The sequence below is a fragment of the Streptomyces sp. NPDC059832 genome, from assembly GCF_042731715.1.
Taxonomy (GTDB): domain Bacteria; phylum Actinomycetota; class Actinomycetes; order Streptomycetales; family Streptomycetaceae; genus Streptomyces.
Map to the genome: position 1 here is coordinate 14,642 of NZ_JBHWIY010000046.1, position 22,585 is coordinate 37,226.

Below are 22,585 nucleotides of genomic sequence, written 5' to 3' on the forward strand. Positions count from 1 at the left end.
GAAACCATGACCCTGCCCACCGAATCCCCGGGTACCGCGCCGGCGGAGGACCCCGCGCGCTGGTTCCGGCGCCGGCCCCGTACCTCGTATCCGCGGGTACGGCTGGTCTGTTTCCCTCATGCCGGCGGCGGTGCCGGCCTCTTCCGGGAGTGGCCCGAGAATCTGCCCGGCGAGATCGAGGTCCTGGCAGCCCGGCTGCCGGCCCGCCAGGACAGGTTCCGGGAACCACCTGTGGAGCGGATGGACGAGCTCGCGGACCGGATCACCGAGGCGCTGCGCCCGTACCTCGACCTGCCGTACGCATTCTTCGGCCACAGTCTGGGCTCGGACATCGCCTACGAGGTGGCCCGGAGGCTGGAGCGGCTGTACGGGCACGGTCCGGAGCGACTGTTCGTTTCCGGTTCGGCGGCACCGCACGTCGGCGACCCGGTGGACATCGGCGCCTATGACGATCCGGCCCTGATCGCCGAGATCCAGCGACTGGGCGCGCCGGGCACCGAGCTCCTGAACGACCCGGAACTGGCAGCACTGTTGCTGCCGTCGCTGCGGGCCGACTACCGGCTCAGTTCCGCATACCGGCCCGCCCTCGGAGAGCTGGACGTGCTGCGGTCCCCGATCACGGCGCTGATCGGGGACCGCGACCCGCTGGTGCCTGTCGAGGGGGCGCTGACCTGGGCGCACCTCACCGGAGGCGGCTTCAACCACCGGGTCTATCCCGGTGGCCACTTCTATCTCGATCGCCACCGGCGCGCCCTGCTACGACTGATTCAGGCCGTTCTACTGCCGTCCTGAGGGAGATGCCATGCCCATACCCACCGGAGCCGAGCCGAGCCCGGCGCACCTGGCACGGACCCAGGTGTGGTGGTGGGAGCTCCCCGAGCGGGTCGACCCGGCGGATGCGGCACTGCTCGGGCCGGCCGAACGCGCACGGCTGCGGCGCTTTCGCAGCGAGCGGGCCGCAGCGTCCTTCACCCGCACCCGGGCCGCGGCGCGGCGTGCGCTGGGTACGCTGCTAGGGGTATCGGCGGCCGAGGTGGTGCTGGGCCGGGAGCAGTGTCCCGGCTGCGGCGATCCGTGCCACGGCCCGCCGCGGCTCGATCACCCCGAAGTACCGCTGGCCATAAGCCTCTCGCGCACGACGGGCCTGGGCCTGCTGGCTGTGAGCGAGGGGGCGCGGGTAGGCGTGGACGTGGAGGCTCTGCGTGCGGTGCGCGGCGACGCGCTGGCGCGGTCGACGCTGACACCCCGTGAGCGCGCCGTCGTGCTCCGGGTGCCCGCGGGGCCGGAGCACGACCGGGTCCTGCTGCGCGCCTGGACCCGTAAGGAAGCCGTGGTCAAGGCCGTCGGAACCGGTCTGTCCGGGGCCGTGCCGGGCCGTCTGGAGACCCACGCGGACAGGCCCGGTCCGGTGCTGATCGACCACCTGCACCAAGGCGCCGTCACCACATGGTCGGTGGCCGGCCTGAACCTGGGCGACGGCTACGTCGCAGCCGTGGCGACCCCGCGGGCCGCCGTCCCCTCGACCGTCGACATCCATCCCTGCACGTACCGAGACGAGGATCCGTCATGACTCTGGAGACCACCGCCGCACCGCTGTCCCGCGAGACCGACTGGGAGGAGTTCCTCCGTCGGCTGACGGAGGCGGTGACGGCCGCCGACCCCGGCACCGCCTACGACTGGGAGGCCCGCGAGCGGATGCGATTCTGCGCCTGGGTGCGCCATGTCTACGAGGACCCCGGTTCCTCGGCCCTGTTCGCCCGGTCGGAACTCCCGGTCGCCGCCGAGGCCCGCCGCCGGGAAGCAGCGGCCCTGGCAGAACGTCTCGACCCGGGCCGGGCGGTGACACACCGCCTCCAGCCCGGGTGCGACGTGTGGGCCGCCGCGGCTGTCGCGGCGGCGTGGGAGATCACCACCGCCGCCCTGACCGCCGAGGAACGGCCGGCGCGCGAGCACGTGGTTTCCGACGTGTGGACCGTCGTACGCACCCTGCTGCTGCCGGCCGTCGACCGTTTCACCCCGGTGTTCCGCCGCGCTCCCGGCTCGTGGTGACCGGCTGAGCGTCCTGCACCGTCACCTTCGGACGACCTCGGTGGCCGAGCGGCGCTGCGACGGAACGAGGCACAAGCGGCCCAGCTCGTACGCGAACAGCCGTACCAGCGGGTGGCAGTGGTAGATGGGCCGACCCAGCAGATCCAGCCCGTTGATGGTCAGCAGCGCGCCGTCGACGAGCTCCTCCAGGCCTCGCTCGGCCTCCGCCTCGCCGGTCTCCAGGGCGAGCGCCATCTGCTGGACGGTGCAGGACCCGTCGGCCAGGCGGGCCAGGCCGCGCAGGACCACGAGGCCGAGGTGGGACAACAGCGGCAACGAGCGTCCGAGCGCCTGCCGCACGCTGAGGTCGCCGAAGCGCAGTTCATCCAGCCGGGTCCGCGGATCGGCGAGCTGCGCCGCCAACCGGGCCGGTGACCAGTGCGGGCGCGCGGCGAGCCGGGTGCCGGTGATACGCAGCGCGAGGGGCAGCCCTCCGCAGTGTGCGAGGAGGGCGTCGGCTGCCTCCGGTTCCGCCGAAATCCGGCTCCGGCCCGCCGCGGAGGCGAGCAGTGCCCGCGACTGCGCGTGGTCCAGCGGCCCGAGCCGGACGGTCTGGGCACCGGGCACCTGGGCGAGGTGGGTGCGGCAGGTGATGAGCACCGATGCCGTCACCGTGCTCGGCAGCAACGGCCGCACCTGCAGGTCGCCGACCGCGTCGTCCAGGACGACGAGCAGCCGCTTGCCGGCGGTGCGGGCACGGTAGAGCCGGGTCAGCTCCTCCAGATCGTCGTGGACGCCGGGGCTGTCGATCCGGGGTTCGCCGAGGGCCCGAAGCAGCCGCACCAGCGCGGTGCACGGGTCGCGGGGCGTACCGTCCGGCTCGCGCAGTTCCACGTACAGCTGGCCGTCCGGGTGATGATGGGTGCTCAGGTGCGCCGCGTGCACCGCGAGGGTCGTCTTGCCCACGCCTGCCATGCCGGTGACCAGGCAGCGCCGGGGCTTCCAGCCCGGAGAGACGTCGGGTTCCAGAACCGTGCGCAGAACCTGGAGTTCGGCGGCCCGTCCGGTGAAGTCCTCCCAGTCGGGCGGCAGCATCGCCGGTACCTGCGCGCCGGAAACCTGGTCCCGCAGAGCGATCAGGGGCGGCGACTCCTGCCCAATACTCCCATTCAGCACCGCCTGGTAGGCGGCGTCCAGGGCGGCGCCGGGGTCCACGCCGAGCTGGTCGGCGAGCACCTTGCGCGCATCGTGGTAGGTGTGCAGCGCGTCGGCCTGCCGGCCACACCGGTACAGCGCGGTCATCAGCTGAGCCCTCAGCTGCTCACGGACGGGGAACCGGGCCACCAGTCCGGTGAGTTCCGCGAGGACCTCCTCGTGCCGGCCGAGCGCCAGGTCCGCCTCGATCCGGCCTTCCAGGGCAAGGGTGTGCGCCTCCTCCAGCTGCGGCAGCTCCCCCTCGCACAGATGGTGGGTGGCGTTGCTGAGCGCGGGCCCGTTCCACAGGGCCAGGGCGCGGTCGAGCAGTCCCGCCGCCTCCCGGTAGCGGCCCTCCCCGAGCGCCGCCCGGCCTTTCTGCTCCAGCCTCTCGAACTCCAGCAGGTCGATGCGGCTGTCCCGGGCGAACAGCACATAGCCAGGTGGGCGCCGGACGATCTCGACCTGGTCGCCGAGCCGTTTGCGCAGCCGCGACATGTAGGTGTAGATCTGCGCGCTGGCCGTGGCGGGTGGATCCCACCCCCACAGCAGCGAGGTGAGCCGCTGGTCGGACACGACCCGTCCGCGGGCGAGGAGCAGCGCGGCAAGAACCGTGTGCACCTTCGACCCGGAGAGCGGGACGCGGGTATCGCCGGATCTCGCCTCGATCGGTCCGAGAACTCGAAAGTCCATGTTTCCCCCGTCCGTCTGACAGCGCGGTGGGCACTGTCTGCCGACGACGATAAGAGGGACCACTTTCGGCCGAATATCACTTTGATTTCGCACTGATCGCGGAGAATCTACCCAACCCGCCGCCCTGCATAGAACGATCAGAGAAGGACCGGGCAGTCTGGCGGCGGAAGCCCTGTAACGAGAGGACCAGCCCCCATGCGGATCGACATCAGCGGTGCTCTGCCCCGCGAAGGCGAACGGAGTCGGACATCTGCCCTGACCATGACCGGAGTTACCAAACTGTACGGGAAGGACGGCGCTCAGGTCCGCGCGCTCGACGGCGTCTCGGTCGACATCCCGCACGGCACCTTCACCGCCGTGATGGGCCCCTCCGGCTCGGGCAAGTCCACGTTCCTGCACTGCGCTGCCGGGCTGGATCGTCCGACGTCGGGCTCCGCCAGCATCGGTGGGACCGAGCTGACGCGGCTGGGTGAGACGGCCCTGACGAAACTGCGTCGCCGACAGGTCGGCTTCGTCTTCCAGTCGTTCAATCTCGTGTCCTCCCTGACGGTACGACAGAACATCGAACTGCCGCTGCGGTTGGCCGGTGAGCGCATCGAGGACGGCTGGCTGCGGGAGATCGTGGAGCGGGTCGGACTGACCGGCCGCACCGATCACCGGCCGGGCGAGCTCTCCGGCGGCCAGCAGCAGCGTGTTGCCATCGCCCGAGCGCTCGTCACCCGCCCGGACGTCATCTTCGGTGACGAGCCAACCGGTGCCCTGGACACCGTCACCGCCCGGGAGATCCTCTCCCTGCTACGGGCGTGCGTGGACGAGGCAGGGCAGAGCGTGGTGATGGTGACCCACGATCCGGGCGCCGCCTCCTACGCGGACCGGGTCCTCTTCCTCGCGGACGGGTTACTCGCCGGCCATCTGGACGCCCCCACGGCGGCCAGCGTCGCGGAGCGCATGACGCACCTCGGTGCCTGGTCCTGACCCGGAACCGTCCGGGCCGTGATCACAACGCCCGAAATCCGAGTGATATCGCGATAATAATGCGACTTCCTAGTCTTCTTCCAGTTGCTCCGGCCGAGCTGATCGCACCGGAGCTCAGAACTGACAAGGGGGAAACAAGGATGCTTCACAACCGCAGAGTCGCCGCCACGATCGCCGCCGCTATCGCCCTCGGTCCCGCCCTCGCGGGCAGCGCCTCGGCAGCATCCGAGGTGGCAGGGCAGCCCGCGGTGGTGGCGAGTGAGGTTCCGTGGACCCTGGAGGGGACGATGTCGGCCAAGGTCGACACCGGGGTCGCACGCTTAGTGATCCAGGCCGCAACGGAGGGCGAGGTCCCCTGGACCTGACCCCGGGGCCGCGAAGCGGCCGCCCCATGCATGCAGCCGGCCTCATGGACATCACAGCCATGAGGCCGGCCTCGCTCCTGCCCGCGCCCGGACCACCTCACCCGTCCACGGTGCGCGCCAGCTCCTGCGGGGTCGGCGGGTCCATGTCCGGTTCGGTCTGCAGTCGCTGTGCCAGCCGCAGCAGCCGAGCGGCACGCTCCTCCCAGGCGTGAGCGCCGAGTCCGGCAAACGCCTCGCGCGCCGTCTCCAGCATCTCCACCGTGTCCCCTGAGCCCAGCAGGAGCCGCGCACAGGCGAGGTCCGTCCGCGCGCGCGCCCCCAGATAGCCGTCAGTGACGACCTCGGCAGCTTCCAGGCTCTGCTGCAGCACCAGCAGTGCCGCGGAAGGCGCACCACGGCGCCAGCGGGCCTCACCGATGCCACGCAGCACATGACCTTCGCCGAGCCGGTCACTGTCCGAGTCGATGAGAGCCAGCGCCTCGAAGCACACCTGCTCGGCTGCGAGGTAGTCACCCTGCAGCATCAGCGCCTCGGCGAGACGGTAGGAGTTCTGCGCCTCGCCCCGGTGGGAACCGGCCGCGCGGCTCTTGGCGATGGCGTCGGTGGACAGCGTCGCCCCCTCGACCACGTTACCGCTCTCCAGTTCGATCTGGGCCAGCAACCCCAAGGCATGTGATTCCCCGGCGAGGTCTCCGGCCGTGCGAAAGCCCGCCAGGGAGCGCCGAGTCAGCCGCCCCGCCTCGGCCAGGTCACCCGAGAACCGTCGGCACAGTGCCAGATTGCGCAGCGTCAGAGCGAGCCCGTGCGGCGCTTCCATCGACTCGAACAGCGGGAGCGAACGATCCAGCCAGGATGCGGCTTCCTTGTACTGGCGCTGGTAGATCGCGAGCATGCCCATCGACCGCAGCATCGTCGCCCGGCCGCGCAGATCGCCGGTACGCTCCGCGGCGGCGAGTGAAGCGGTGGCGCAGGAGCGCCAGTCCTCCAGATAGTTGTGCGCCTCGAAGAGGGTGCTGGCATTCACGGTCAGCCCCCAGGCCGCGGCAGAATCGTCGGCGGCGGCCGCCTGGCCTATGACGCCGATCAGCGCCGTGCGCTCCGACTCCAGCCAGGCGAGCGGGTCCTTCACCAGTGACTCCACCAGGCCCTTCTGCAGCGGCCGGAGCAGCGGCGCCCCGTACTCGAAGGGCCCGTCACCACCGTATTCTCGCTGGTGAGCCGCGTCCGCAAGCTGCAGGTAGGCCGCGTGCACCCGCTTGAGGGCCGCCGCCCGCTCCTCCTCGCTCTCCTCGTCGCACGCCCGCTCCCAGGCAAAGACCCTCAGCAGATCCGGACATCTGTAGCGCACGCCGAGGACGGCATCGATGGAAGCAACCTCCAGCAACTGTGCTTCGAGCAGTTCCTCGATCAGCACTTCGGCCCGGTCGCTGTCGGAGGCCAGCAGCGAAGAGGCGACCCAGCCGGCGAAGGTGGGCATCGGCTGCAGACCGACGAGCCGGTAGAGTCTTCGGGCCAGCGGGGACAGTTCGCGGTAGCTGAGCCGGAATCCGGCGCGTATGCCGCGGTCGCCGAGGCTGAGCTCGTCGAGACGGCGCCGCTGGTTGCGCAGCCGTCGCACCAGGTCGGGCACGGACCAGTACGGTTTCGCCGCTAGCCGCGCCCCGGCTATGCGCAGCGCCAACGGCAGCCGATCGCACAGGGCGGCCAGGTGGGTGGTGGCTTCCGGGTGCACCGCGATCCGCTCCGCTCCGGCGATCTCCGCGAGCAGGGACTCCGCCTCGCTCGGCGACATCACCTGGAGCGGCACCTGAATCACGGCGTAGTCACCGAGCAGATCGGTCATGGGCTGCCGGCTGGTGATCAGCACGCAGCAGCGACCGTTGCCGGGCAGCAGCGGACGGACCTGCTCCGCGTCCCGGGCATTGTCCAGAATGATCAGTACGCGGCGGCCGCCCAGCAGACTGCGGTAGAGCGCCGCCCGCTCACCCGTGTCGGCCGGGATCTGCGCCGTCTGCACGCCGAGCCCGCGCAGGAACTGGTCGAGGACGGCACTCGCGGAGGCCGGCTCCTCCTCGTGAAACCCGCGCAGGTCGACGTAGAACTGCCCATCGGGAAAGCAACTGACGACCTGATTGGCCCAGTGCACAGCGAGCGCGGTCTTGCCCACACCGCTCACCCCGCTGATCACCCCGACGGAGAGGGGGCTGTGACCCAGCTGCTCGTCCAGCATCCGGTCGAGCCGACGCAGCACGTCGGCGCGGCCGGTGAACGAGGCGGATTGGACAGGGAGTTGGGTGGGTATGCCGGCTTGCTGTGCGGGCGCCGGGTTGGTCTGCGGCGGGGTCAGCGTCGGGGAGTCCTGCAGGACGAGCTTGTGCAAGGCCTGCAGAGCGGGCCCGGGTTCGATGCCCAGCTCGCGCACCATCAGCTCGCGGCCCTCGCGGAAGACGGCTAACGCGTCGGCCCTGCGGCCGGCCCGGTAGTGGGCCAGCACCAGATGGGCCCGGGCCTGTTCACGCAGCGGGTACTCATGCACGTGTGCGGCGAGCTCTGGTATGAGAGTGCGGTGCCGCCCCAGTTTCAACTGAAGTTCGGCATAGTCCTCATAGGCGCTGAGCCGCACCGACGCCAGCCGCTCCGCCTCCTCCATCAACCGCTCCGCGTCCAGTCCGTCGAAAGCGGGCCCGCGCCACAGCGAGAGCGCGTCGTTGATCAGCTCACAGGCCACTGCGGTCTGACCCGCGCGGACCTGGTCCCTGGCCTGCTGGACACGCTCCTCGAAGTCGGACGCGTCGATGTAGTGACCTCGGCTGTTGAGGATGTAACCCGGGTGTGCGGTGGTGATCAGGTCGGTGACGCCGGCTTGCTCGCTGAAGGCCTTGCGCAGTCCCGCGACGCAGATGGCGATCTGGTTGCGGGCCGTGGCCGGGGCTCCCCCGGGCCAGACCACGTCGATGAGAGAGTCCACCGAGACGACGCGGTTGCGGGCCATCAGCAGCGCTGCCAGGACGTTCCGTTGTCTGCGGCCTCCGACGCGGACCACAGCTCCCTCGCCCGCGTGCACTGTCAACGGGCCCAAGACCCGAAACGTCAATGGCTCCATTCGACCAGCCCCCCCGGTGCTACCGAGCCAAACATACTCGACAGGTCATTATGATCATTGCTCACCGATAGTCCAACGGCCGCGCAGTCCCCCGGCACCGACGCACCTCGGGCAAGGACTCTGTGGGGTTGCGGCATATGAGCAGCGGCCATCGTGCGGGTCGTCCGCGCGCGGACGGTTCAGCCCGTCCCGAAGTTCGTGGTTCCGGTTCCCCGGCCGGGGTGAGCGTGTTCCTCGCCGCCCCTGTTCGCGCCAACCGTCACCGGGGCGAATTCCGGCCCGTGGCCGGAGGCGGCCAGGCCCCATGCCGGGGCAGCCGGAAGCGGCCGACGCGCCACCCTGGTGGTCGACTCCGAAGACACCTTCGCCGCTCGTGGTCCTCGCCGGCCGAGCCGGCGTCAGTTCCTACCCGACACCGAGGAACCGCAGCACCGCGAGCACCCGGCGATGGTCGGCATCCGCCTTGGGCAGGTCAAGTTTTGACAGGATACTGTTGATGTGTTTCGCCACCGCACTCTCGCTCACCACGAGCCGTTCCGCGATACCGGCGTTGGAACGGCCCTGGGCCATGAGCTCAAGCACCTCACGCTCACGAGAGGTGAGACAGTCCAGGGGGTCGCTGTGCCGCCGTATCAGCAGCTGGGAGACCACCTGGGGGTCGAGCGCGGTGCCTCCGCTCGCCACCCGGCGAAGCGCCTCGATGAACTCGTCCACATCGGCCACACGTTGCTTGAGCAGGTAGCCGGCCCCCGAGATGTTGCCGGAGAGCAGGTCGGCGGCGTATCGCTCCTCGACATACTGGGAGAGGAGAAGGATCGCCGTGTCGGGCCATCGCTCACGGATGATGAGGGAGGCACGTACGCCTTCGTCGGTGAAACCGGGCGGCATACGGACGTCGGACAGGACGAGGTCGGGTTCGTGCTCCTCGACCGCGTCCAACAAGGCCCCCGCGTCGGCGGCTTCGGCCACCACCTCGAAGCCCGCCGACTCGAGGACCTTGACGAGTCCCACACGCAACAGAACGGAATCCTCGGCGATCACCGCGCGCAAGGCAGCTCCACAGTCACCAACGTAGGCCCCCCGACGGGGCTGCTCACGGAGAGCGTACCGTCGATCGAGGCGACGCGCTTGGCGAGACCGGCGAGACCGGAGCCGGCCGTGGCATCGGCTCCGCCCACGCCGTCGTCGGAGACACAGATCAGCATGACGTCGCCGATCCGTTCCACCGAGACCTCCACCTGCGCCGCCTGCGCGTGCTTGACCACGTTGGCCAGAGCCTCGGACACGACGAAGTACGCGACCGCCTCGACCGCGGGGGACGACCGCTGTCCCGTGCCGACCCGAACCCGCACGGGCAGCGGCGCGCGTTCCGCGATGCCCGACAGCGCCGCGTCCAGGCCCCGGTCCTCGAGTACGGCCGGATGCAGGCCGCGCACAAGGTTGTTGAGCTCGTCGATCGCTTCCTTCGCCTCGCTGTGCGCGTCGTCGATCACCTTCCGGGCATCCTCCGGCAGGTCCGGCAACGTCGCTTTCGCGAGACCGAGGTTGACCGCCAGGGAGACCAGCCGTTGCTGGGCACCGTCATGCAGGTCCCGCTCGATGCGCCGGCGCTCGGCATCGGCCGCGTCCACCACTCCGGCCCTGCTCTCGGTGACTTCCTCGACCCTGCGGGCCAGTCGCTCGGCCCGGCTGGGGCCGAGGCAGGCGCTCGCGGCCCGCGTGTCGAGATGGACGACGGCCCTGGAGAGGGTCGCCGCCAGGTAGAGCCCGACCACACCGAGACCGGTGAGTACACCCTGCTGCACAGTCGTCCCGGTCAGCGGGAACCAGCTCTGCGGTCCTGCCCACAGCCGCCAGACGAAGACCGTCACGGCCGCCACGGAGACGACCCAGAGCACCAGGGTGATCAGGGCTGTTACGGCGATCAGCGGGGCGGCCAGCAGGTGGTACCCCACCTGCCGCCAGGACGACCCGGCCTGCAGCCACTGCATCACCCGCTCCTTGAAGAGGGTGCCGCCCGTCTTCGGAGGCGGCGCAATCTCCACCCCCTGGAAGACGTTGAAGCGGGCCCGCTGGATCACGGTGAGCACGGGAGTGGCGGCCACCACTCCGATCGGGCCTCCCACCACGACGCCGATCAACAGCGTGACCAGCTGCAGCAGGACACCGAAGGCCAGGCAGGCAACGGCCGGGCCCACATGCCGAAGCGGACGCAGCCAGGCGGGAGCAGGAGAGGGAGAGACGCGCATAGGGACACGTTAGGACCTCGGCCGACGCGCGGGCCATGGCACTGCTTTCCGCGTTGAGGTGTAACTGGTGCCACCCCAAGACGGTAAGCACTGGTACTGATTCCGGCCCCGCCCTGCTGCCATGCTCGACCTTGTCGGATCGACCCGATGACCGCACAAGGAGTGCCTGACGATGACTGTCCTCGATCCCCGCTCCGGCGTGGAGGTACCGGGCCGTTCTCCGTCCGCCCGGTACACGGCGGACGGCAGCGGCATCGCACGGACCTCGTCCAGGAGCGCCCCGGTGGAAGCCCCCTTGTTCCACTACCGCTTCGCCAGGCACCGCATCCTGGGCTACGGCCTCGTCGCCTGCGGATTGGCGCTCCTTCCGTGGTTGTACCTGCTCGCGACAGGTGTACTGGCCACGGAGTGGTCCACGGCGTGGGTCGGTCTGGACCTGCTGGAGGCCGCTGCACTCATCGGCACCGGCCTGTTGACGGTACGTCAGAACCCGTGGGCTGTGCTGGCCGCGGCGGCCACCGCGCCACTGCTGCTCACCGACGCGTGGTTCGACGTCATGACGACCCGTCACGGCAGCGACCTCGCGGTGGCGCTGGGCATGGCGGTGGCCGCGGAGCTGCCGCTGGCCGCCTGCTGCGCGGTCATGGCGGTCCGGGGACTCAGGATCAGGAGGTGTTGCCACTAGCTTCAGGAACTCGGACTTTTCTCGGAACGCCCCACCCCGGCCACAGACCTTGATCCCCCGTCAGGCGATACCCGGTCGGGGTGGGCGCGTTGGAGTGCCGCCCGGCTCACGGAGCCGCAGGCGGCATCTTTCGTGATTCAAGCTTCTCCGTTCAGCCAGGCCGCCGGAGGCGGTCGCGATGAGCCTCCGGCCCACCGGTGGCAGTCGTCCCCTGGGCTGCTCCGCGGGGCCGACCGCATCTTTCGGGCCGTCACCTCCTGGCGCCTGCGAGCGGCACCCGGACGGCGCGGCGTCCGGTCCCCGCGGGCGCCATCGCGCACCGGGGGCCGGACGTCCGTCGGCCGTTCCGCGGCTACGCGTCCTCGTCGTCGACCCAGCTCATGAGCTTGCGCAGCTCGCGGCCGGTGGTCTCCAGGAGGTGGTCGCTGTCGGCCTTCTTGTACTCGTTGTACTTGGGCAGACCGTTGTGGTACTCGGCCATCCAGTTCTTGGCGAAGGTGCCGTCCTGGATCTCCGCGAGGACCTTCTTCATCTCGGCCTTGGTGGCGTCGGTGATGATCCGCGGGCCGGTGACGTAGTCGCCCCACTCGGCGGTCTCCGAGATGGACCAGCGCATCTTCTCCAGACCGCCCTCGTACATCAGGTCCACGATGAGCTTCAGCTCGTGCAGGCACTCGAAGTACGCGATCTCCGGCTGGTAGCCCGCCTCGGTCAGCGTCTCGAAACCGGCCTTGACCAGAGCCGCGGTGCCACCGCACAGCACGGCCTGCTCACCGAACAGGTCGGTCTCGGTCTCCTCGGTGAACGTCGTCCTGATGACGCCGGCGCGCGTGCCGCCGATCGCCTTCGCGTACGACAGGGCCAGCGCCAGGCCGTTGCCCGAGGGGTCCTGCTCGACGGCCACGATGCACGGAACACCACGGCCCTCCTCGTACTGACGACGGACCAGGTGACCCGGGCCCTTCGGCGCGACCATGCAGACATCCACATCGGCCGGCGGCTTGATGAAGTCGAAGCGGATGTTCAGGCCGTGGCCGAAGAACAGCGCGTCGCCGGCCTTGAGGTTGTCCTTGATGGACTCCTCGTAGACCTGGGCCTGGATCGGGTCCGGGACCAGGATCATGATGACGTCGGCCTCGGCGGCCGCCTCGGCCGGGGTCACCACGCGCAGGCCCTGCTCCTCGGCCTTCGCCCTGGACTTCGAGCCCTCGTGCAGACCGACCCGGACGTCGACACCCGAGTCACGCAGCGACAGCGCGTGGGCGTGGCCCTGGCTGCCGTAACCGATGACCGCGACCTTGCGGCCCTGGATGATGGACAGGTCGGCATCGTCGTCGTAGAACAGCTCGGCGGGCATGGTGGTTCTCCTTGATTCCTGGAACGTGAGGGTGTGCGGACGGGAATGCGGAAAGCTGTGTTCTGTGCGGGAGGTTCTAGGGCGTGTTCTGGAAGTAGCGTCGTCCGCCCGGAGGGCGGGTCTCGCGGGGTCCGGCACCTACGATCACAAGGCGCCGGGTGCCCTCGTAGCGGAGCTACCAGGGCATTTCGGCGACGCGGCGAGCGTGCGTGTCAGACCCCACGAGACAGACGGGACTTCCAGAACACGCCCTAGGCGCTCTGCGCGTCGGCCGTAGCCGTGGTGGCGGAGGACGGGGTCAGGCGGATCGGCCGGGCCTCGCGCGCGGAGCGGTCGGCCAGGGCCCGGGAGCCGCGGCCGATCGCTATCGCGCCGGACTGGACGAGCTCCTTGATGCCGAAGCTCGCGAGCATCCGGAGCATCGCGTCGAGCTTGTCGCCGGAGCCGGTCGCTTCGAGGGTGACGGCGTCGGGCGAGACGTCGACGGTTCTGGCCCGGAACAGTTCGGCGATCTGGACGATCTGGGCCCGGGTGCCGTTGCCGGCGCTCACCTTCACCAGGACCAGTTCGCGCTGGACGGCGGAGTCCGCCTCCAGCTCGACGATCTTCAGGACGTTGACCAGCTTGTTGAGCTGCTTGGTCACCTGTTCCAGGGCCAGTTCGTGGTCGACCCTGACGACGACGGTGATGCGGGAGAGCTCGGGATGTTCGGTGGTGCCGACCGCGAGCGAGTCGATGTTGAAGCCGCGGCGCGAGAACAGGGCGGCGACACGGGCGAGGATGCCGGGCGTGTCCTCGACCAGGACGGAGAGCGTGTGCTGGGACATGTCAGAGGGTCCTCTCAGTCGTCCGCGGAGTCGCCGAAGTCGGGGCGTACGTCGCGTGCGGCCATGATGTCGTCGTTGGAGGTGCCGGCAGGGACCATCGGCCAGACCATCGCGTCCTCGTGGACGATGAAGTCCACCACGACGGGACGGTCGTTGATCGCGTTGGCCTTGTCGATGATCGCGTCGAGCTCGTAGGGGTTCTCGCAGCGCAGGCCCACACAGCCCATCGCCTCGGAGAGCTGTACGAAGTCCGGGACCCGGGTGCCGCGGTTGGTGTCGGATCCCACTCCGTGTGTCGAACCGGTGGTGGCGTTGGTGGCGCCGTCGTGCAGCACCGTGTTGGAGAACCGTGCCCCGTAGAACAGGTTCTGCCACTGGCGGACCATCCCGAGCGCGCCGTTGTTGATGATCGCGACCTTGATCGGGATGTTGTTGAGCGCGCAGGTGGTGAGTTCCTGGTTGGTCATCTGGAAGCAGCCGTCGCCGTCGATCGCCCAGACCGTCCGTTCGGGGCGTCCGGCCTTGGCGCCCATCGCGGCCGGGACCGCGTACCCCATCGTTCCGGCACCGCCCGAGTTGAACCAGGTGCCCGGTTCCTCGTGCGGGAGGAACTGCGCCGCCCACATCTGATGCTGTCCCACGCCGGAGGCGAACAGCGTTCCCTCCGGCGCGAGTCGGCCGATCCGTTCGATGACCTGCTGCGGGGAGAGCAGTCCGGGGTCGGAGGGCAGTTCGTAGCCGCGCCGGTAGGTGGTCCGCCAGTGGTTCAGCTCCCGCCACCAGGCCGGATATCCCGTCCGGGCGGCCTCGCCGGTGCGGCCGTCCTCCTGCTCGGCGCGCACGGCGGCGGCCAGGGCGACGAGGACCTCGCGGGCGTCCCCGACGATGGGTACGTCGGCGACCCGGTTCTTGCCGATCTCCGCCGGGTCGATGTCGGCGTGGACGACCTTGGCGTGCGGGGCGAAGCCGTCCAGCTTGCCGGTGACCCGGTCGTCGAACCGGGCCCCCAGGGCCACGATCAGATCGGCCTTCTGGAGCGCGGCGACCGCCGCGACGTCCCCGTGCATGCCGGGCATGCCCACGTGCTGCGGGTGGCTGCCGGGGAAGGCGCCCAGCGCCATCAGGGTGGTGACCACGGGCGCCCCGGTCAGCTCGGCCAGGGTGCGCAGCTCGTCCGTGGCCCGCGCCTTGAGCACACCGCCGCCGACGTAGAGGACCGGGCGGCTCGACACGCTGATCAGCCGGGCGGCCTCGCGGATCTGCTTGGCGTGCGGCTTGGTGACCGGACGGTAGCCGGGCAGGTCCGTCGTCGTCGGCCACCGGAAGGTGGTGGTTGCCTGCAGGGCGTCCTTGGTGATGTCGATGAGTACGGGGCCGGGGCGGCCGGTGGAGGCGATGTGGAAGGCCTCCGCGACCGTCCGCGGGATGTCGTCGGCGTTCGTGACGAGGAAGTTGTGCTTGGTGATCGGCATGGTGATGCCGGCGATGTCGGCCTCCTGGAAGGCGTCCGTGCCGATCGCCGTGGAGGGGACCTGGCCGGTGATCGCGACCAGCGGCACGGAGTCCATGTACGCGTCCGCGATCGGGGTCACCAGATTGGTGGCGCCCGGCCCCGAGGTCGCCATGCACACCCCGACCTTGCCGGTGGCCTGCGCGTAGCCGGTGGCCGCGTGTCCGGCGCCCTGCTCGTGGCGGACCAGCACATGACGGACCCGGGCCGAGTCCATCAACGGGTCGTACGCCGGAAGGATGCAGCCGCCGGGAATACCGAACACGGTGTCCGCGCCGGCCTCCTCCAGCGAGCGGATGAGGGACTGGGCACCCGTCACGATCTCGGCGCCGGTGTCCGGCTGCCCGGCGGTACGGGGCCGCGCTTGCGGGAGGAGGGCCGCGGGGGCCTGCTTCACAGCGTTTGACATCGTCAGTTCCAAAAGTCCGTAGGAGTGTTGGCGAGGACGTATCGGTGATCGGCAGCCGCGGCGGGAGCGGCCGGATGGTGCGTGCCCGCCGCCGGGTGATCACCGCAACGGTGCACCCGGCGGACTTCGGTGGAGGTCAGGGCGGGGTTCTTGCCGTCTGCAGGGCGTCACAGGTGTGCCGTACGACGTCGAGGCCGGCGAGCTTCCTGACCAGCAGGCCGTCCCTGGTGAGCTCGCCGCGGACCGCCACCGCCGCCGCGTAGCCCCGGTCCACCGGAACGTCGAGGAGGGTCCAGCCGGACGGCGGGTACGGGCCCTCGGGGCGTCCCGAGCCGACGTAGTCGAGAGCGGGGTCGCGGCCGAGCCCCGTGCCGAGGCCCTTGAGGTAGGCCTCCTTGCGGGTCCAGAGCCGGGCCAGGGCCCGAGGCCGCGCCGGCGGGCTCAGCGCGGCCAGTTCGGCCTGCTCGTCGACGTGCAGCATCGCGGCGAGGTCCTCGGTGCCGTCCTCGTCCGGCACCAGTTCCACGTCGACCCCGATGGGGGCCGCCGCGGTTCCGACGACGGCGAGATCGCCCCGGTGGGACAGCGAGAAGAACAGCCGGTCGTCGGCGTCGAGCACGGTGGGCCGGCCGTGCGGTCCACCGCAGCAGGGGCAGGTGTCCCGGCCGAAGTGGACCTCCTCGGGGCGCAGGCTCAGGTACGAGCCGAGCAGCCGGCGAAGGGCGACATGCGCGGCCGTGAACCGGGTCCGGTCGGCGGCGTGCATGAGGGTGGCGGCACGTTGACGCTCGGTCGCGTCGAGTACCTGTTCGTCCAGGATGCCGATGGGGACATCCGAGACCCTCAGGAGCCAGAGGTCGAGTGAGCCAGGGGGTGGCAGCTCACGGACGACCCACGGCAGGGTTTGTTCCACGGGGTCTCTCCTGTTCGTACGAGAGTGACAGGCGAGTCGGGTCTCACGGCGTGGCCGGCGCGACCGGCAGGTCGCGCCTCCGGCGCAGCGGCCCGATCAGGAGGAGCAGCGGGGTCAGGGCGAGTCCCGCGGTCAGCAGCCACAGGGTGGGCCGCAGGCCGAGGGCGGTGCCGAGGATCCCGCCGAGCAGGGAACCGAAGGGAATGGCGCCGAAGTTCGCGACCGAGACGCTGGCCGAGACGCGGCCGAGCAGCTGGGGCGGACAGTAGCGCTGGCGGAACGCCCCCTGGATCACGTTGGCGAGCACGACGCCGAGCGAGAGGACCGCGCTCCCCACCACCAGTGCGGACAGGGTCCAGTCCGTCCCCGTCAGCGGGATGAGCAGGGCGAACGGGGCGCTGGCGATCGTGGCGACCAGCAGTCCGCGGGCCGAACCGAGCCGTGCGATCAGGCGTTTCGCGGTGGTGGCCCCGAGGATCCCACCGATGCTGCTCGACGCGAGGAGCCAGCCGGTGGCGCCTTCGGGCACCCCGAGCTCACGGATGATGAAGACCGGCAGGATCGCCGCCTCGGCCGTCAGCAGCAGGTTGGTGGCGGTGCCGTACAGGGTGAGGACGCGCAGGTACGGATCCCTGAAGGTGTACTGCACGCCCTCCTTGATGTCCTGTCGCAGGGCTCGGCGTACCTCGGGCTTCTCCGGGACCGGCTCCTCGCGGCGGATGCCGAGCAGGCACAGCGCGGAGACCAGGAACGTCGCCGAGTTGACCAGGAGACCGGAGGCGGCACCGAACGCCTGGGCCAGCAGACCGCCGCCGCCCAGCCCCGCGACCTGGGCCACCGACTCGCTGCCCTGGAGCTTGGCGTTGGCCTCCTGGAGGTCCTCGGGTTCGACGATGGAGGGCAGATAGACCTTGTACGAGATCCCGAAGAACACCGCGGCGAACCCGTTGATCAGCGCCACGACCATCAGCTGGGTCATCGTCAGGACGCCGAGCCAGCCGGCCACCGGAACGCTGGCCAGGAGCACCAGCGGGACCAGGTTGCAGATCAGCATGATCGGCCGGCGTCGCATCCGGTCCACCCAGGCACCGGCGGGCAGGCCGATGAGCAGCCAGGGCAGCCAGGGGGCGGCCGCCAGCACACTCACCCAGAACGTGCTCGCATCGAGCGTCACCACGGCCACCAGGGGCATGGCGACCCCGGTGATGTTGATGCCGACGCGGTTGGTCGTCTCGCCGAGCCACAGCAGCCGGAAGTCGTGGTGGCCGAGCAGTCCGCTGCGCGGCGGACGATCCTGCTCCTCGCCCGGAGCGCGTTCGGTCAGGCGGGCCGACATGACGTCACCGCCTCGGTCACGGCCTGCGACAGCAGTGCGGCACCGTCCGCCCAGCGGGCGCGCCGGCCGGACAACTCGGCTCGAAGGACGTCCCGTCGGGCACCGAGGGCGCGGATCCCGTCCGCCGTGGAACCGGGTCCGCCGCCGTGGGCGCACGCCGCGGCCACCCGGTCGGGGGCCAGCCCGCCGTCGTCGACGGCGGCGAACCGTGCCGCGTCCACCAGCGACCGGCCGGATTCCAGGGCACCGAGCACGGTCTCGCCGACCAGATGGTGCGCGGCACGGAACGGTGTCCCGTCCAGGACGAGCCGCTCCGCCAGGTACGTGGCCGAGGTGAAACCGTCCACGGCCCGGTCCGTCATGCGTTCCCGTTCCGGTTCCGTGCCCGCCACCACCAGGCTCAGCAGCGTCACCGCGTCGGTGGTGCTGCTCAGACCGGGCCAGAGGTGCCGTACGGCCTCGGTGCCCACCGCGATGGCGTTGGTGTAGCCGCCGGTGGTCATCGCGGACGCCGCGCCGACGAAGGCGCCGAGACTCGCGGTGGACCTGCCCTGGATGTGTTCGAGCAGGAAGGGGTTGCGCTTCTGCGGCATCATCGAGCTGGAGCCGACGAGGGTGTCGCCCACCCGCAGCAGCCCGAACTCCTCCGAGGTCCAGGTGCTCAGGTCCCGCCCGGCGCGGGCCAGCGCGACGCCGAGGACGGCGGAGGCGGACAGCAGGTCCAGTACGAAGTCCCGGGAGGCCACCGCGTCCACCGAGTTGGGCGCGGCGGAGCTGAAGCCGAGCAGTTCGGCGGTGCGCCGGGGGTCGATGGGGACGGACGTCCCGCCGATCGCGCCGGCGCCCAGCGGGTTGACGTCGAGCTGGCGTCCGGCGTCCAGCAGCGACTCGTACGCGCGCAGCACCGCGCCGGCGACACCGGCGAGGTAGTGGCCGTAGCTGATCGGTACGGCCGGCTGGCCGTGGGTGTAGGCGGGCATGACCACGTCCCGGTACTCCTCGGCCTTCGCCAGGAGCACCCCCGCCAGCCGGTCGACCGCGTCGAGCAGGGCCAGGTACGGCCCGCGCGTCTTCAGCCGGGTGGTGGTGGCGTTGAGGTCGTTGCGCGAGCGGCCGGTGTGCAGGATGCCGCCGGTCCCGTCGCCCAGCCGCTCGATGAGGTGTCCCTCGTACGCCAGGTAGACGCCGCGCGGCATCGGGGTGGCCCGGACCGGGGCGAAGTCCTGTGCGCGCAGTTCCTCGATGGTGCGCAGCAGGGCCGCGGCCCGGTCGGCGGCCACGATCCCGCGTTCGGTGAGCATGATCAGGTGGGCCCGGTCGACCTCGCTGATGCAGCGCAGCTCCTCGCCCAGCCCGTCCGCGGTGTCCGGCAGGTACTGGTCGTAGACGATGCGGTGCGCCTCGGCGTCGAGCGCGGCCTTGAGCCGGCCGGTGTCGACGCCGTGCGCCGTCGCTGCGGTCATGCGAATGCCTCCTCTGTGTGCAGGTCCGCGTAGGACACGGCCTCGCCGAGCAGGGCCACGGCCCGGTCGGCGGCCTCGGCCGCCCGTACCGAGCGGTCGGCGACGGCGATGGCGTGGCCGACTCGGCCCCGGAAGTCCTCGGCGGGGCCGACGGGTTCGCCCGGAGCGCGGTAGAGCACCGCCTCGACGGTGCCCGGTACGGTGCGGGCCCTGGCCACGGCTTCAGCGAGTGCGGCGGACCGGTCGAGGATGCCATCCTGTTCCGCGGTGAGGAACCGGATCGAGGCGCGGGCGTATCCGCCGCGTTCCAGCTCGGGGGCGGTGCCGAGGGCGGCCAGCACCTGGGCGCGCACCAGGTCGATCCCGCAGGCCCTGCGGACCAGTTCGGGGATCATGCCGCCGGCCAGCCGGGGGTTGACCTCGATGACCTCGGCGGTGCGGGGCCCGGTCAGGCGCAGTTCGACATGGGCGGCTCCCCAGCCGAGGCCGAGCGCCCGCACGGCGCGTACCGCGGACTCGCGCAGGGCGATCTCCTGTTCGCCGGGCAGTGCGGCCGGCACGTCGTGGCCGATCTCGACGAAGGACGGCAGCGCGCCGACGTGCTTGGCGACGGTGACGACGGCGTCGGTGCCGAACACCTCGACGGAGAACTCCGGGCCCGTCAGGTACTCCTCGACCAGGATCCGGCTCGGTGACGCGATACCCCGCTCGTTCACGGTGGCCGCCAGCAGCGTCCCGGCGTGTTCGGCGACCTCGTCGAGGTCCGCGCAGAGCCGTACGCCCAGACTCCCCGACCCCTGCACCGGTTTGACCACCACGGGCAGTCCGATGGAGCGGGCCGCGGCGAGTGCGTCGGCGACCTCGGAGACGACGGCGAAGTCCGGCGACCCGACGCCCGCCTCGTCGAGCACCCGGCGTTGCTCGGCCTTGTCGCGGCAGGCCTGTACGGCCTCGGCCGACGGGCCGGGCAGCCCGAGCCGGTACGCCAGTGCGGCGGCGGTCGGTACGTAGTACTCGGAGCTGGTCAGGACGCCCGCGACGGTGGCGTCGGCCTCCAGCGCGCGGACGGCCGCCCACAGCGCGGCCTCGTCCGAGGTGTCCACGACGACCGTCCGCAGCCGGTCCTCGGCGGCGTACGGGTAGCGGCCCGGGTCCGCGCACAGCAGCACGGGCACCACACCGAGTTCGGCCGCGCGCCGCGCGAACAGCCGTCCCGTACCGGTGGTGTTGCTCTCCACCAGGAGCAGCAGGCGCTCGCTCATGAGCCGACCACCGGCATCACCACGTCGTCGAAGCCGCGGCGGGCCCACAGCAGCCGGGACCAGGCGGCGGTGGCGTCCAGCGGGTGCTCGACGGTGAGCGGGCCGCCGGTGGCGGGGGCCGGGACGATGCCCTGCTCGCTGAGCCAGCTGTCGTTGTAGACCGTGGACTGGTAGCGGTAGCCCTCGTCCGGGAGCACCATCACGACGGTGCTGTCCGGGTTCTGCTCGGCCCACCACGACGCCACCTGGAAGGACGCGCCGCTGGTCGGGCCCATGAACAGGCCGTGCTCGCGGTAGAGCTCATGGGTCGCGTGGAACGCCTCGGGGGCCGTCACCCAGTGGACCTCGTCGTACGCCGCGTGCTTGACGTTGCCCGGGTGGATGCTGCTGCCGAGCCCGCGCAGCATGCGCGGTCCGTCCGGGCTGCCGAAGATGATGCTGCCCTGGGTGTCCACGCCGACCAGGTGCAGTGCCGGGCCGGTCTGCCGCAGCGCGGCGGCGAGTCCGCCGGTGGAGCCGCCCGAACCCACCGGGCCCACCAGGCAGTCCACGGCTCCGACGGTGTTGCCGATCAGGTCGGCGACGATGCCGTACGCGCCGGGGTTGTCGGGGTTGTCGTACTGGCCGGGGACGAAGGCGTCCGGGTGCTGCCGGCGCAGCTCGGCGACGCGGGCGAGCCGGGCGCCCTGGATGCCGCCGGCCTGGCCGGTGTGCTCGACGATCTCCACCGTCGTACCGAGCATTTCGAGCCGGGTGCGCAGATCCCGGTCGATCGCCGAGTCGCCGACGATGGTCAGCGGGTAGCCGCGCAGCCGGCAGACCATGGCCAGGCCCAGGGCGAAGGTGCCCGAGGAGGTCTCGATGATCCGGGTGCCCGGGGAGATCAGGCCGGCCGCCTCGGCGCGGTCGAGTATGTAGCGGGCCGGCAGCAGCTTCATGAGGCTGAAGGCCGCCGCGTAGAGGTTGTCGCTCACCTTGATGATGCGTGGCAGCTCCGTGGCCTCCACGATCGAGGAGTGAGCCTTGGGCAGAGTCGTCGTCGTCATGTCAGTCACCCGTTGTGTAGTTCCACTGCTCGTGAATTCCGAGCTCTTGCAGGAGGTCCTGGGCCAGGTCGGTCCGCGCCTCGACCTCGGGGTCGTCCCGGTCGAAGAGGAGACCGGCGATGTCCCCGCTGTGCGCCGCCTGTACCCCGACGGCTCCGGTGGTCCGCGCGATGTCACGGATGCGGTCGAGGTCCGGGATCGGCAGATGACGCTGGTTGATCTCCGTGCTGGCCGTGGCCACCGAGCCCAGCAGGGCCACGTCCTTCATCTGGATGGCCTCCCGGAGCATCGCCTGCAGCCGGGTGAAGAGGTCGATCTCGTCCTGCCCGTAGCGGGCCGGCGAGAGGGCCAGCGTGTCCACGCCCCGCCCGCCGCCCGCGGGGCGTGAGCCGAAGCCGAGGATCCGCAGGGCCGGCATCCGGTAGCCGAAGTCCTCGATCACCGTGCCCTCGCGCTGGGCGAAGAGGACGGTGGACTCCTCGAACATCAGCGAGTCGGACGCGGTCTCCGCGCGCACCGCGATCCGGGCGACCTCCTGCGGCGGCAGCGGGCTGACGAACGCGTCCTTCACCGCCCAGATGGCCGCGAGCACATCGCTGGTGGACGAGCCGAAGCCCCGGCACAGCGGTACGTCACCGGTGAGGTCGAGATGACCGCCCGCCGGCTCGGCGCCCGGCGGTGTCACGGCGCGGACCGCGAGTTCGGCCGCGCGCCGCGCCTTGCCCTTCCAGTCCGGCGTGACGGTGACCTCCGCGCCGGGAGCGGGGATGAACGTCGCGCGGGTCGCGTGAATGGTGCAGGGAAGAGTGACGAGACCTCGGGTGAGCCCGCCGTCACCGGGGAACACGCCTTGCAGGATCTCGCCGTGGTGGACGGGGGCTGAAGCTACCCCGACACGCCAGCCGGAATGATCAACCATTTCCTTGACTTTCTGTTGCCGGGAGCCGTGGCCTGCGGATGGCTTCACGCTATGCAGGCCGGAACCCGCTGCCCGGCGGCATGAGCGGCAGCACGCGGGCAATTCGGGGTACCGGCGACGGCGGCGCACGCGAAGGTGCCCGGGTCCGCCGTCGTGGCGGACCCGGGCACCTGTGGGGTACTGGGGTCCCCCATCCAGGGCTCTTTGTGGTCGAGCAAAGGAACACCCGGCGGCGGGGGTACCCCTACAAA

The 22,585-nt window shown here is 70.8% G+C and carries 19 protein-coding genes; 6 read left to right on the top strand and 13 right to left on the bottom strand.

Annotated elements, in window-relative coordinates; genetic code table 11:
- The first annotated feature begins 6 nt into the window (after positions 1-6).
- Genes ACFV8T_RS40745 through ACFV8T_RS40755 form a run of 3 tightly spaced genes read left to right on the top strand, consistent with a single transcriptional unit; the run spans position 7 to position 2,049 of the window.
- On the top strand, positions 7-792 hold the full coding sequence (locus ACFV8T_RS40745; RefSeq protein WP_385337644.1) for a thioesterase II family protein: 786 nt from the start codon (positions 7-9) through the stop codon (positions 790-792).
- Positions 793-802: 10 nt separating this feature from the next.
- Positions 803-1,570 carry a 4'-phosphopantetheinyl transferase family protein gene (locus tag ACFV8T_RS40750; protein WP_385337647.1) on the top strand — a complete coding sequence of 256 codons (768 nt, stop codon included), beginning with the start codon at positions 803-805 and terminating at the stop codon, positions 1,568-1,570.
- On the top strand, positions 1,567-2,049 hold the full coding sequence (locus ACFV8T_RS40755; protein ID WP_385337650.1) for a hypothetical protein: 483 nt from the start codon (positions 1,567-1,569) through the stop codon (positions 2,047-2,049). Before ACFV8T_RS40750 ends, ACFV8T_RS40755 begins: the two co-directional genes overlap by 4 nt.
- A gap of 21 nt (positions 2,050-2,070) precedes the next feature.
- Here ACFV8T_RS40755 and ACFV8T_RS40760 read toward each other — a convergent pair whose 3' ends face one another.
- A complete protein-coding gene (locus ACFV8T_RS40760; protein ID WP_385337652.1) occupies positions 2,071-3,915 on the bottom strand; it encodes a BTAD domain-containing putative transcriptional regulator in 1,845 nt (614 codons plus the stop codon).
- Between the two features lie 261 nt (positions 3,916-4,176).
- Here ACFV8T_RS40760 and ACFV8T_RS40765 point away from each other — a divergent pair, with 261 nt between their 5' ends.
- Entirely contained in the window at positions 4,177-4,890 is a 714-nt protein-coding gene (locus ACFV8T_RS40765; protein ID WP_385337655.1) for an ABC transporter ATP-binding protein, read from the top strand.
- A 140-nt stretch (positions 4,891-5,030) separates the two neighbouring features.
- Positions 5,031-5,255 (top strand): hypothetical protein, encoded by a 225-nt coding sequence (locus tag ACFV8T_RS40770; RefSeq protein ID WP_385337658.1) that lies wholly within the window; start codon positions 5,031-5,033, stop codon positions 5,253-5,255.
- A gap of 97 nt (positions 5,256-5,352) precedes the next feature.
- Here ACFV8T_RS40770 and ACFV8T_RS40775 read toward each other — a convergent pair whose 3' ends face one another.
- The 3 genes from ACFV8T_RS40775 to ACFV8T_RS40785 form a co-directional block, all read right to left on the bottom strand.
- A complete protein-coding gene (locus tag ACFV8T_RS40775; RefSeq protein WP_385337661.1) occupies positions 5,353-8,334 on the bottom strand; it encodes a BTAD domain-containing putative transcriptional regulator in 2,982 nt (993 codons plus the stop codon).
- 429 nt (positions 8,335-8,763) lie between these two features.
- Complete coding sequence (locus ACFV8T_RS40780; protein ID WP_385337663.1) at positions 8,764-9,408, bottom strand: response regulator; 645 nt, start codon at positions 9,406-9,408, stop codon at positions 8,764-8,766.
- A complete protein-coding gene (locus tag ACFV8T_RS40785; RefSeq protein WP_385337665.1) occupies positions 9,396-10,607 on the bottom strand; it encodes a histidine kinase in 1,212 nt (403 codons plus the stop codon). Before ACFV8T_RS40785 ends, ACFV8T_RS40780 begins: the two co-directional genes overlap by 13 nt.
- Before the next feature lie 172 nt (positions 10,608-10,779).
- Here ACFV8T_RS40785 and ACFV8T_RS40790 point away from each other — a divergent pair, with 172 nt between their 5' ends.
- Positions 10,780-11,292, top strand: a complete 513-nt coding sequence (locus ACFV8T_RS40790; protein ID WP_385337668.1) for a hypothetical protein — start codon at positions 10,780-10,782, stop codon at positions 11,290-11,292.
- A gap of 352 nt (positions 11,293-11,644) precedes the next feature.
- Here the strand turns inward: ACFV8T_RS40790 and ilvC are convergent, their stop codons facing one another.
- The 9 genes from ilvC to ACFV8T_RS40835 all read right to left on the bottom strand — a co-directional run bounded on the left by ilvC (position 11,645) and on the right by ACFV8T_RS40835 (position 22,334).
- Positions 11,645-12,649 (bottom strand): ketol-acid reductoisomerase, encoded by a 1,005-nt coding sequence (gene ilvC, locus ACFV8T_RS40795; RefSeq protein ID WP_385337672.1) that lies wholly within the window; start codon positions 12,647-12,649, stop codon positions 11,645-11,647.
- Positions 12,650-12,900: 251 nt separating this feature from the next.
- On the bottom strand, positions 12,901-13,476 hold the full coding sequence (gene ilvN / locus ACFV8T_RS40800; protein WP_385337675.1) for an acetolactate synthase small subunit: 576 nt from the start codon (positions 13,474-13,476) through the stop codon (positions 12,901-12,903).
- A gap of 14 nt (positions 13,477-13,490) precedes the next feature.
- Positions 13,491-15,395, bottom strand: a complete 1,905-nt coding sequence (locus ACFV8T_RS40805; protein ID WP_385337678.1) for an acetolactate synthase large subunit — start codon at positions 15,393-15,395, stop codon at positions 13,491-13,493.
- 136 nt (positions 15,396-15,531) lie between these two features.
- Positions 15,532-16,308, bottom strand: coding sequence for a 4'-phosphopantetheinyl transferase family protein (locus ACFV8T_RS40810; protein WP_385337681.1), 777 nt, complete (start codon positions 16,306-16,308; stop codon positions 15,532-15,534).
- Positions 16,309-16,351: 43 nt separating this feature from the next.
- Positions 16,352-17,644 carry an MFS transporter gene (locus tag ACFV8T_RS40815; protein WP_385337684.1) on the bottom strand — a complete coding sequence of 431 codons (1,293 nt, stop codon included), beginning with the start codon at positions 17,642-17,644 and terminating at the stop codon, positions 16,352-16,354.
- The gene (gene argH, locus ACFV8T_RS40820; RefSeq protein ID WP_385337687.1) at positions 17,629-19,107 is read right to left on the bottom strand and encodes an argininosuccinate lyase; all 1,479 of its coding nucleotides are present in this window, start codon (positions 19,105-19,107) and stop codon (positions 17,629-17,631) included. Before argH ends, ACFV8T_RS40815 begins: the two co-directional genes overlap by 16 nt.
- A complete protein-coding gene (locus tag ACFV8T_RS40825; RefSeq protein WP_385337689.1) occupies positions 19,104-20,369 on the bottom strand; it encodes an ATP-grasp domain-containing protein in 1,266 nt (421 codons plus the stop codon). The genes argH and ACFV8T_RS40825 overlap by 4 nt, the downstream gene beginning before the upstream one ends.
- Complete coding sequence (locus ACFV8T_RS40830; RefSeq protein ID WP_385337692.1) at positions 20,366-21,415, bottom strand: PLP-dependent cysteine synthase family protein; 1,050 nt, start codon at positions 21,413-21,415, stop codon at positions 20,366-20,368. The genes ACFV8T_RS40825 and ACFV8T_RS40830 overlap by 4 nt, the downstream gene beginning before the upstream one ends.
- Before the next feature lies 1 nt (position 21,416).
- Positions 21,417-22,334: a kinase gene (locus ACFV8T_RS40835; RefSeq protein ID WP_266422486.1), complete on the bottom strand. Its 918-nt coding sequence runs from the start codon at positions 22,332-22,334 to the stop codon at positions 21,417-21,419.
- Between the last annotated feature and the right edge of the window lie 251 nt (positions 22,335-22,585).

What these genes read in the sequence shown, in the direction of transcription:
- ACFV8T_RS40790 (WP_385337668.1), top strand. Translation starts at nt 10,780, where the DNA reads ATGACTGTCCTCGATCCCCGCTCCGGCGTGGAGGTACCGGGCCGTTCT.
- ACFV8T_RS40785 (WP_385337665.1), bottom strand. Translation starts at nt 10,607, where the DNA reads ATGCGCGTCTCTCCCTCTCCTGCTCCCGCCTGGCTGCGTCCGCTTCGG.
- ACFV8T_RS40770 (WP_385337658.1), top strand. Translation starts at nt 5,031, where the DNA reads ATGCTTCACAACCGCAGAGTCGCCGCCACGATCGCCGCCGCTATCGCC.
- ilvC (WP_385337672.1), bottom strand. Translation starts at nt 12,649, where the DNA reads ATGCCCGCCGAGCTGTTCTACGACGACGATGCCGACCTGTCCATCATC.
- ACFV8T_RS40745 (WP_385337644.1), top strand. Translation starts at nt 7, where the DNA reads ATGACCCTGCCCACCGAATCCCCGGGTACCGCGCCGGCGGAGGACCCC.
- ACFV8T_RS40815 (WP_385337684.1), bottom strand. Translation starts at nt 17,644, where the DNA reads ATGTCGGCCCGCCTGACCGAACGCGCTCCGGGCGAGGAGCAGGATCGT.
- ACFV8T_RS40805 (WP_385337678.1), bottom strand. Translation starts at nt 15,395, where the DNA reads ATGTCAAACGCTGTGAAGCAGGCCCCCGCGGCCCTCCTCCCGCAAGCG.
- ACFV8T_RS40755 (WP_385337650.1), top strand. Translation starts at nt 1,567, where the DNA reads ATGACTCTGGAGACCACCGCCGCACCGCTGTCCCGCGAGACCGACTGG.
- ACFV8T_RS40750 (WP_385337647.1), top strand. Translation starts at nt 803, where the DNA reads ATGCCCATACCCACCGGAGCCGAGCCGAGCCCGGCGCACCTGGCACGG.
- ACFV8T_RS40835 (WP_266422486.1), bottom strand. Translation starts at nt 22,334, where the DNA reads ATGGTTGATCATTCCGGCTGGCGTGTCGGGGTAGCTTCAGCCCCCGTC.
- ACFV8T_RS40765 (WP_385337655.1), top strand. Translation starts at nt 4,177, where the DNA reads ATGACCGGAGTTACCAAACTGTACGGGAAGGACGGCGCTCAGGTCCGC.
- argH (WP_385337687.1), bottom strand. Translation starts at nt 19,107, where the DNA reads ATGACCGCAGCGACGGCGCACGGCGTCGACACCGGCCGGCTCAAGGCC.
- ilvN (WP_385337675.1), bottom strand. Translation starts at nt 13,476, where the DNA reads ATGTCCCAGCACACGCTCTCCGTCCTGGTCGAGGACACGCCCGGCATC.
- ACFV8T_RS40825 (WP_385337689.1), bottom strand. Translation starts at nt 20,369, where the DNA reads ATGAGCGAGCGCCTGCTGCTCCTGGTGGAGAGCAACACCACCGGTACG.
- ACFV8T_RS40760 (WP_385337652.1), bottom strand. Translation starts at nt 3,915, where the DNA reads ATGGACTTTCGAGTTCTCGGACCGATCGAGGCGAGATCCGGCGATACC.
- ACFV8T_RS40830 (WP_385337692.1), bottom strand. Translation starts at nt 21,415, where the DNA reads ATGACGACGACGACTCTGCCCAAGGCTCACTCCTCGATCGTGGAGGCC.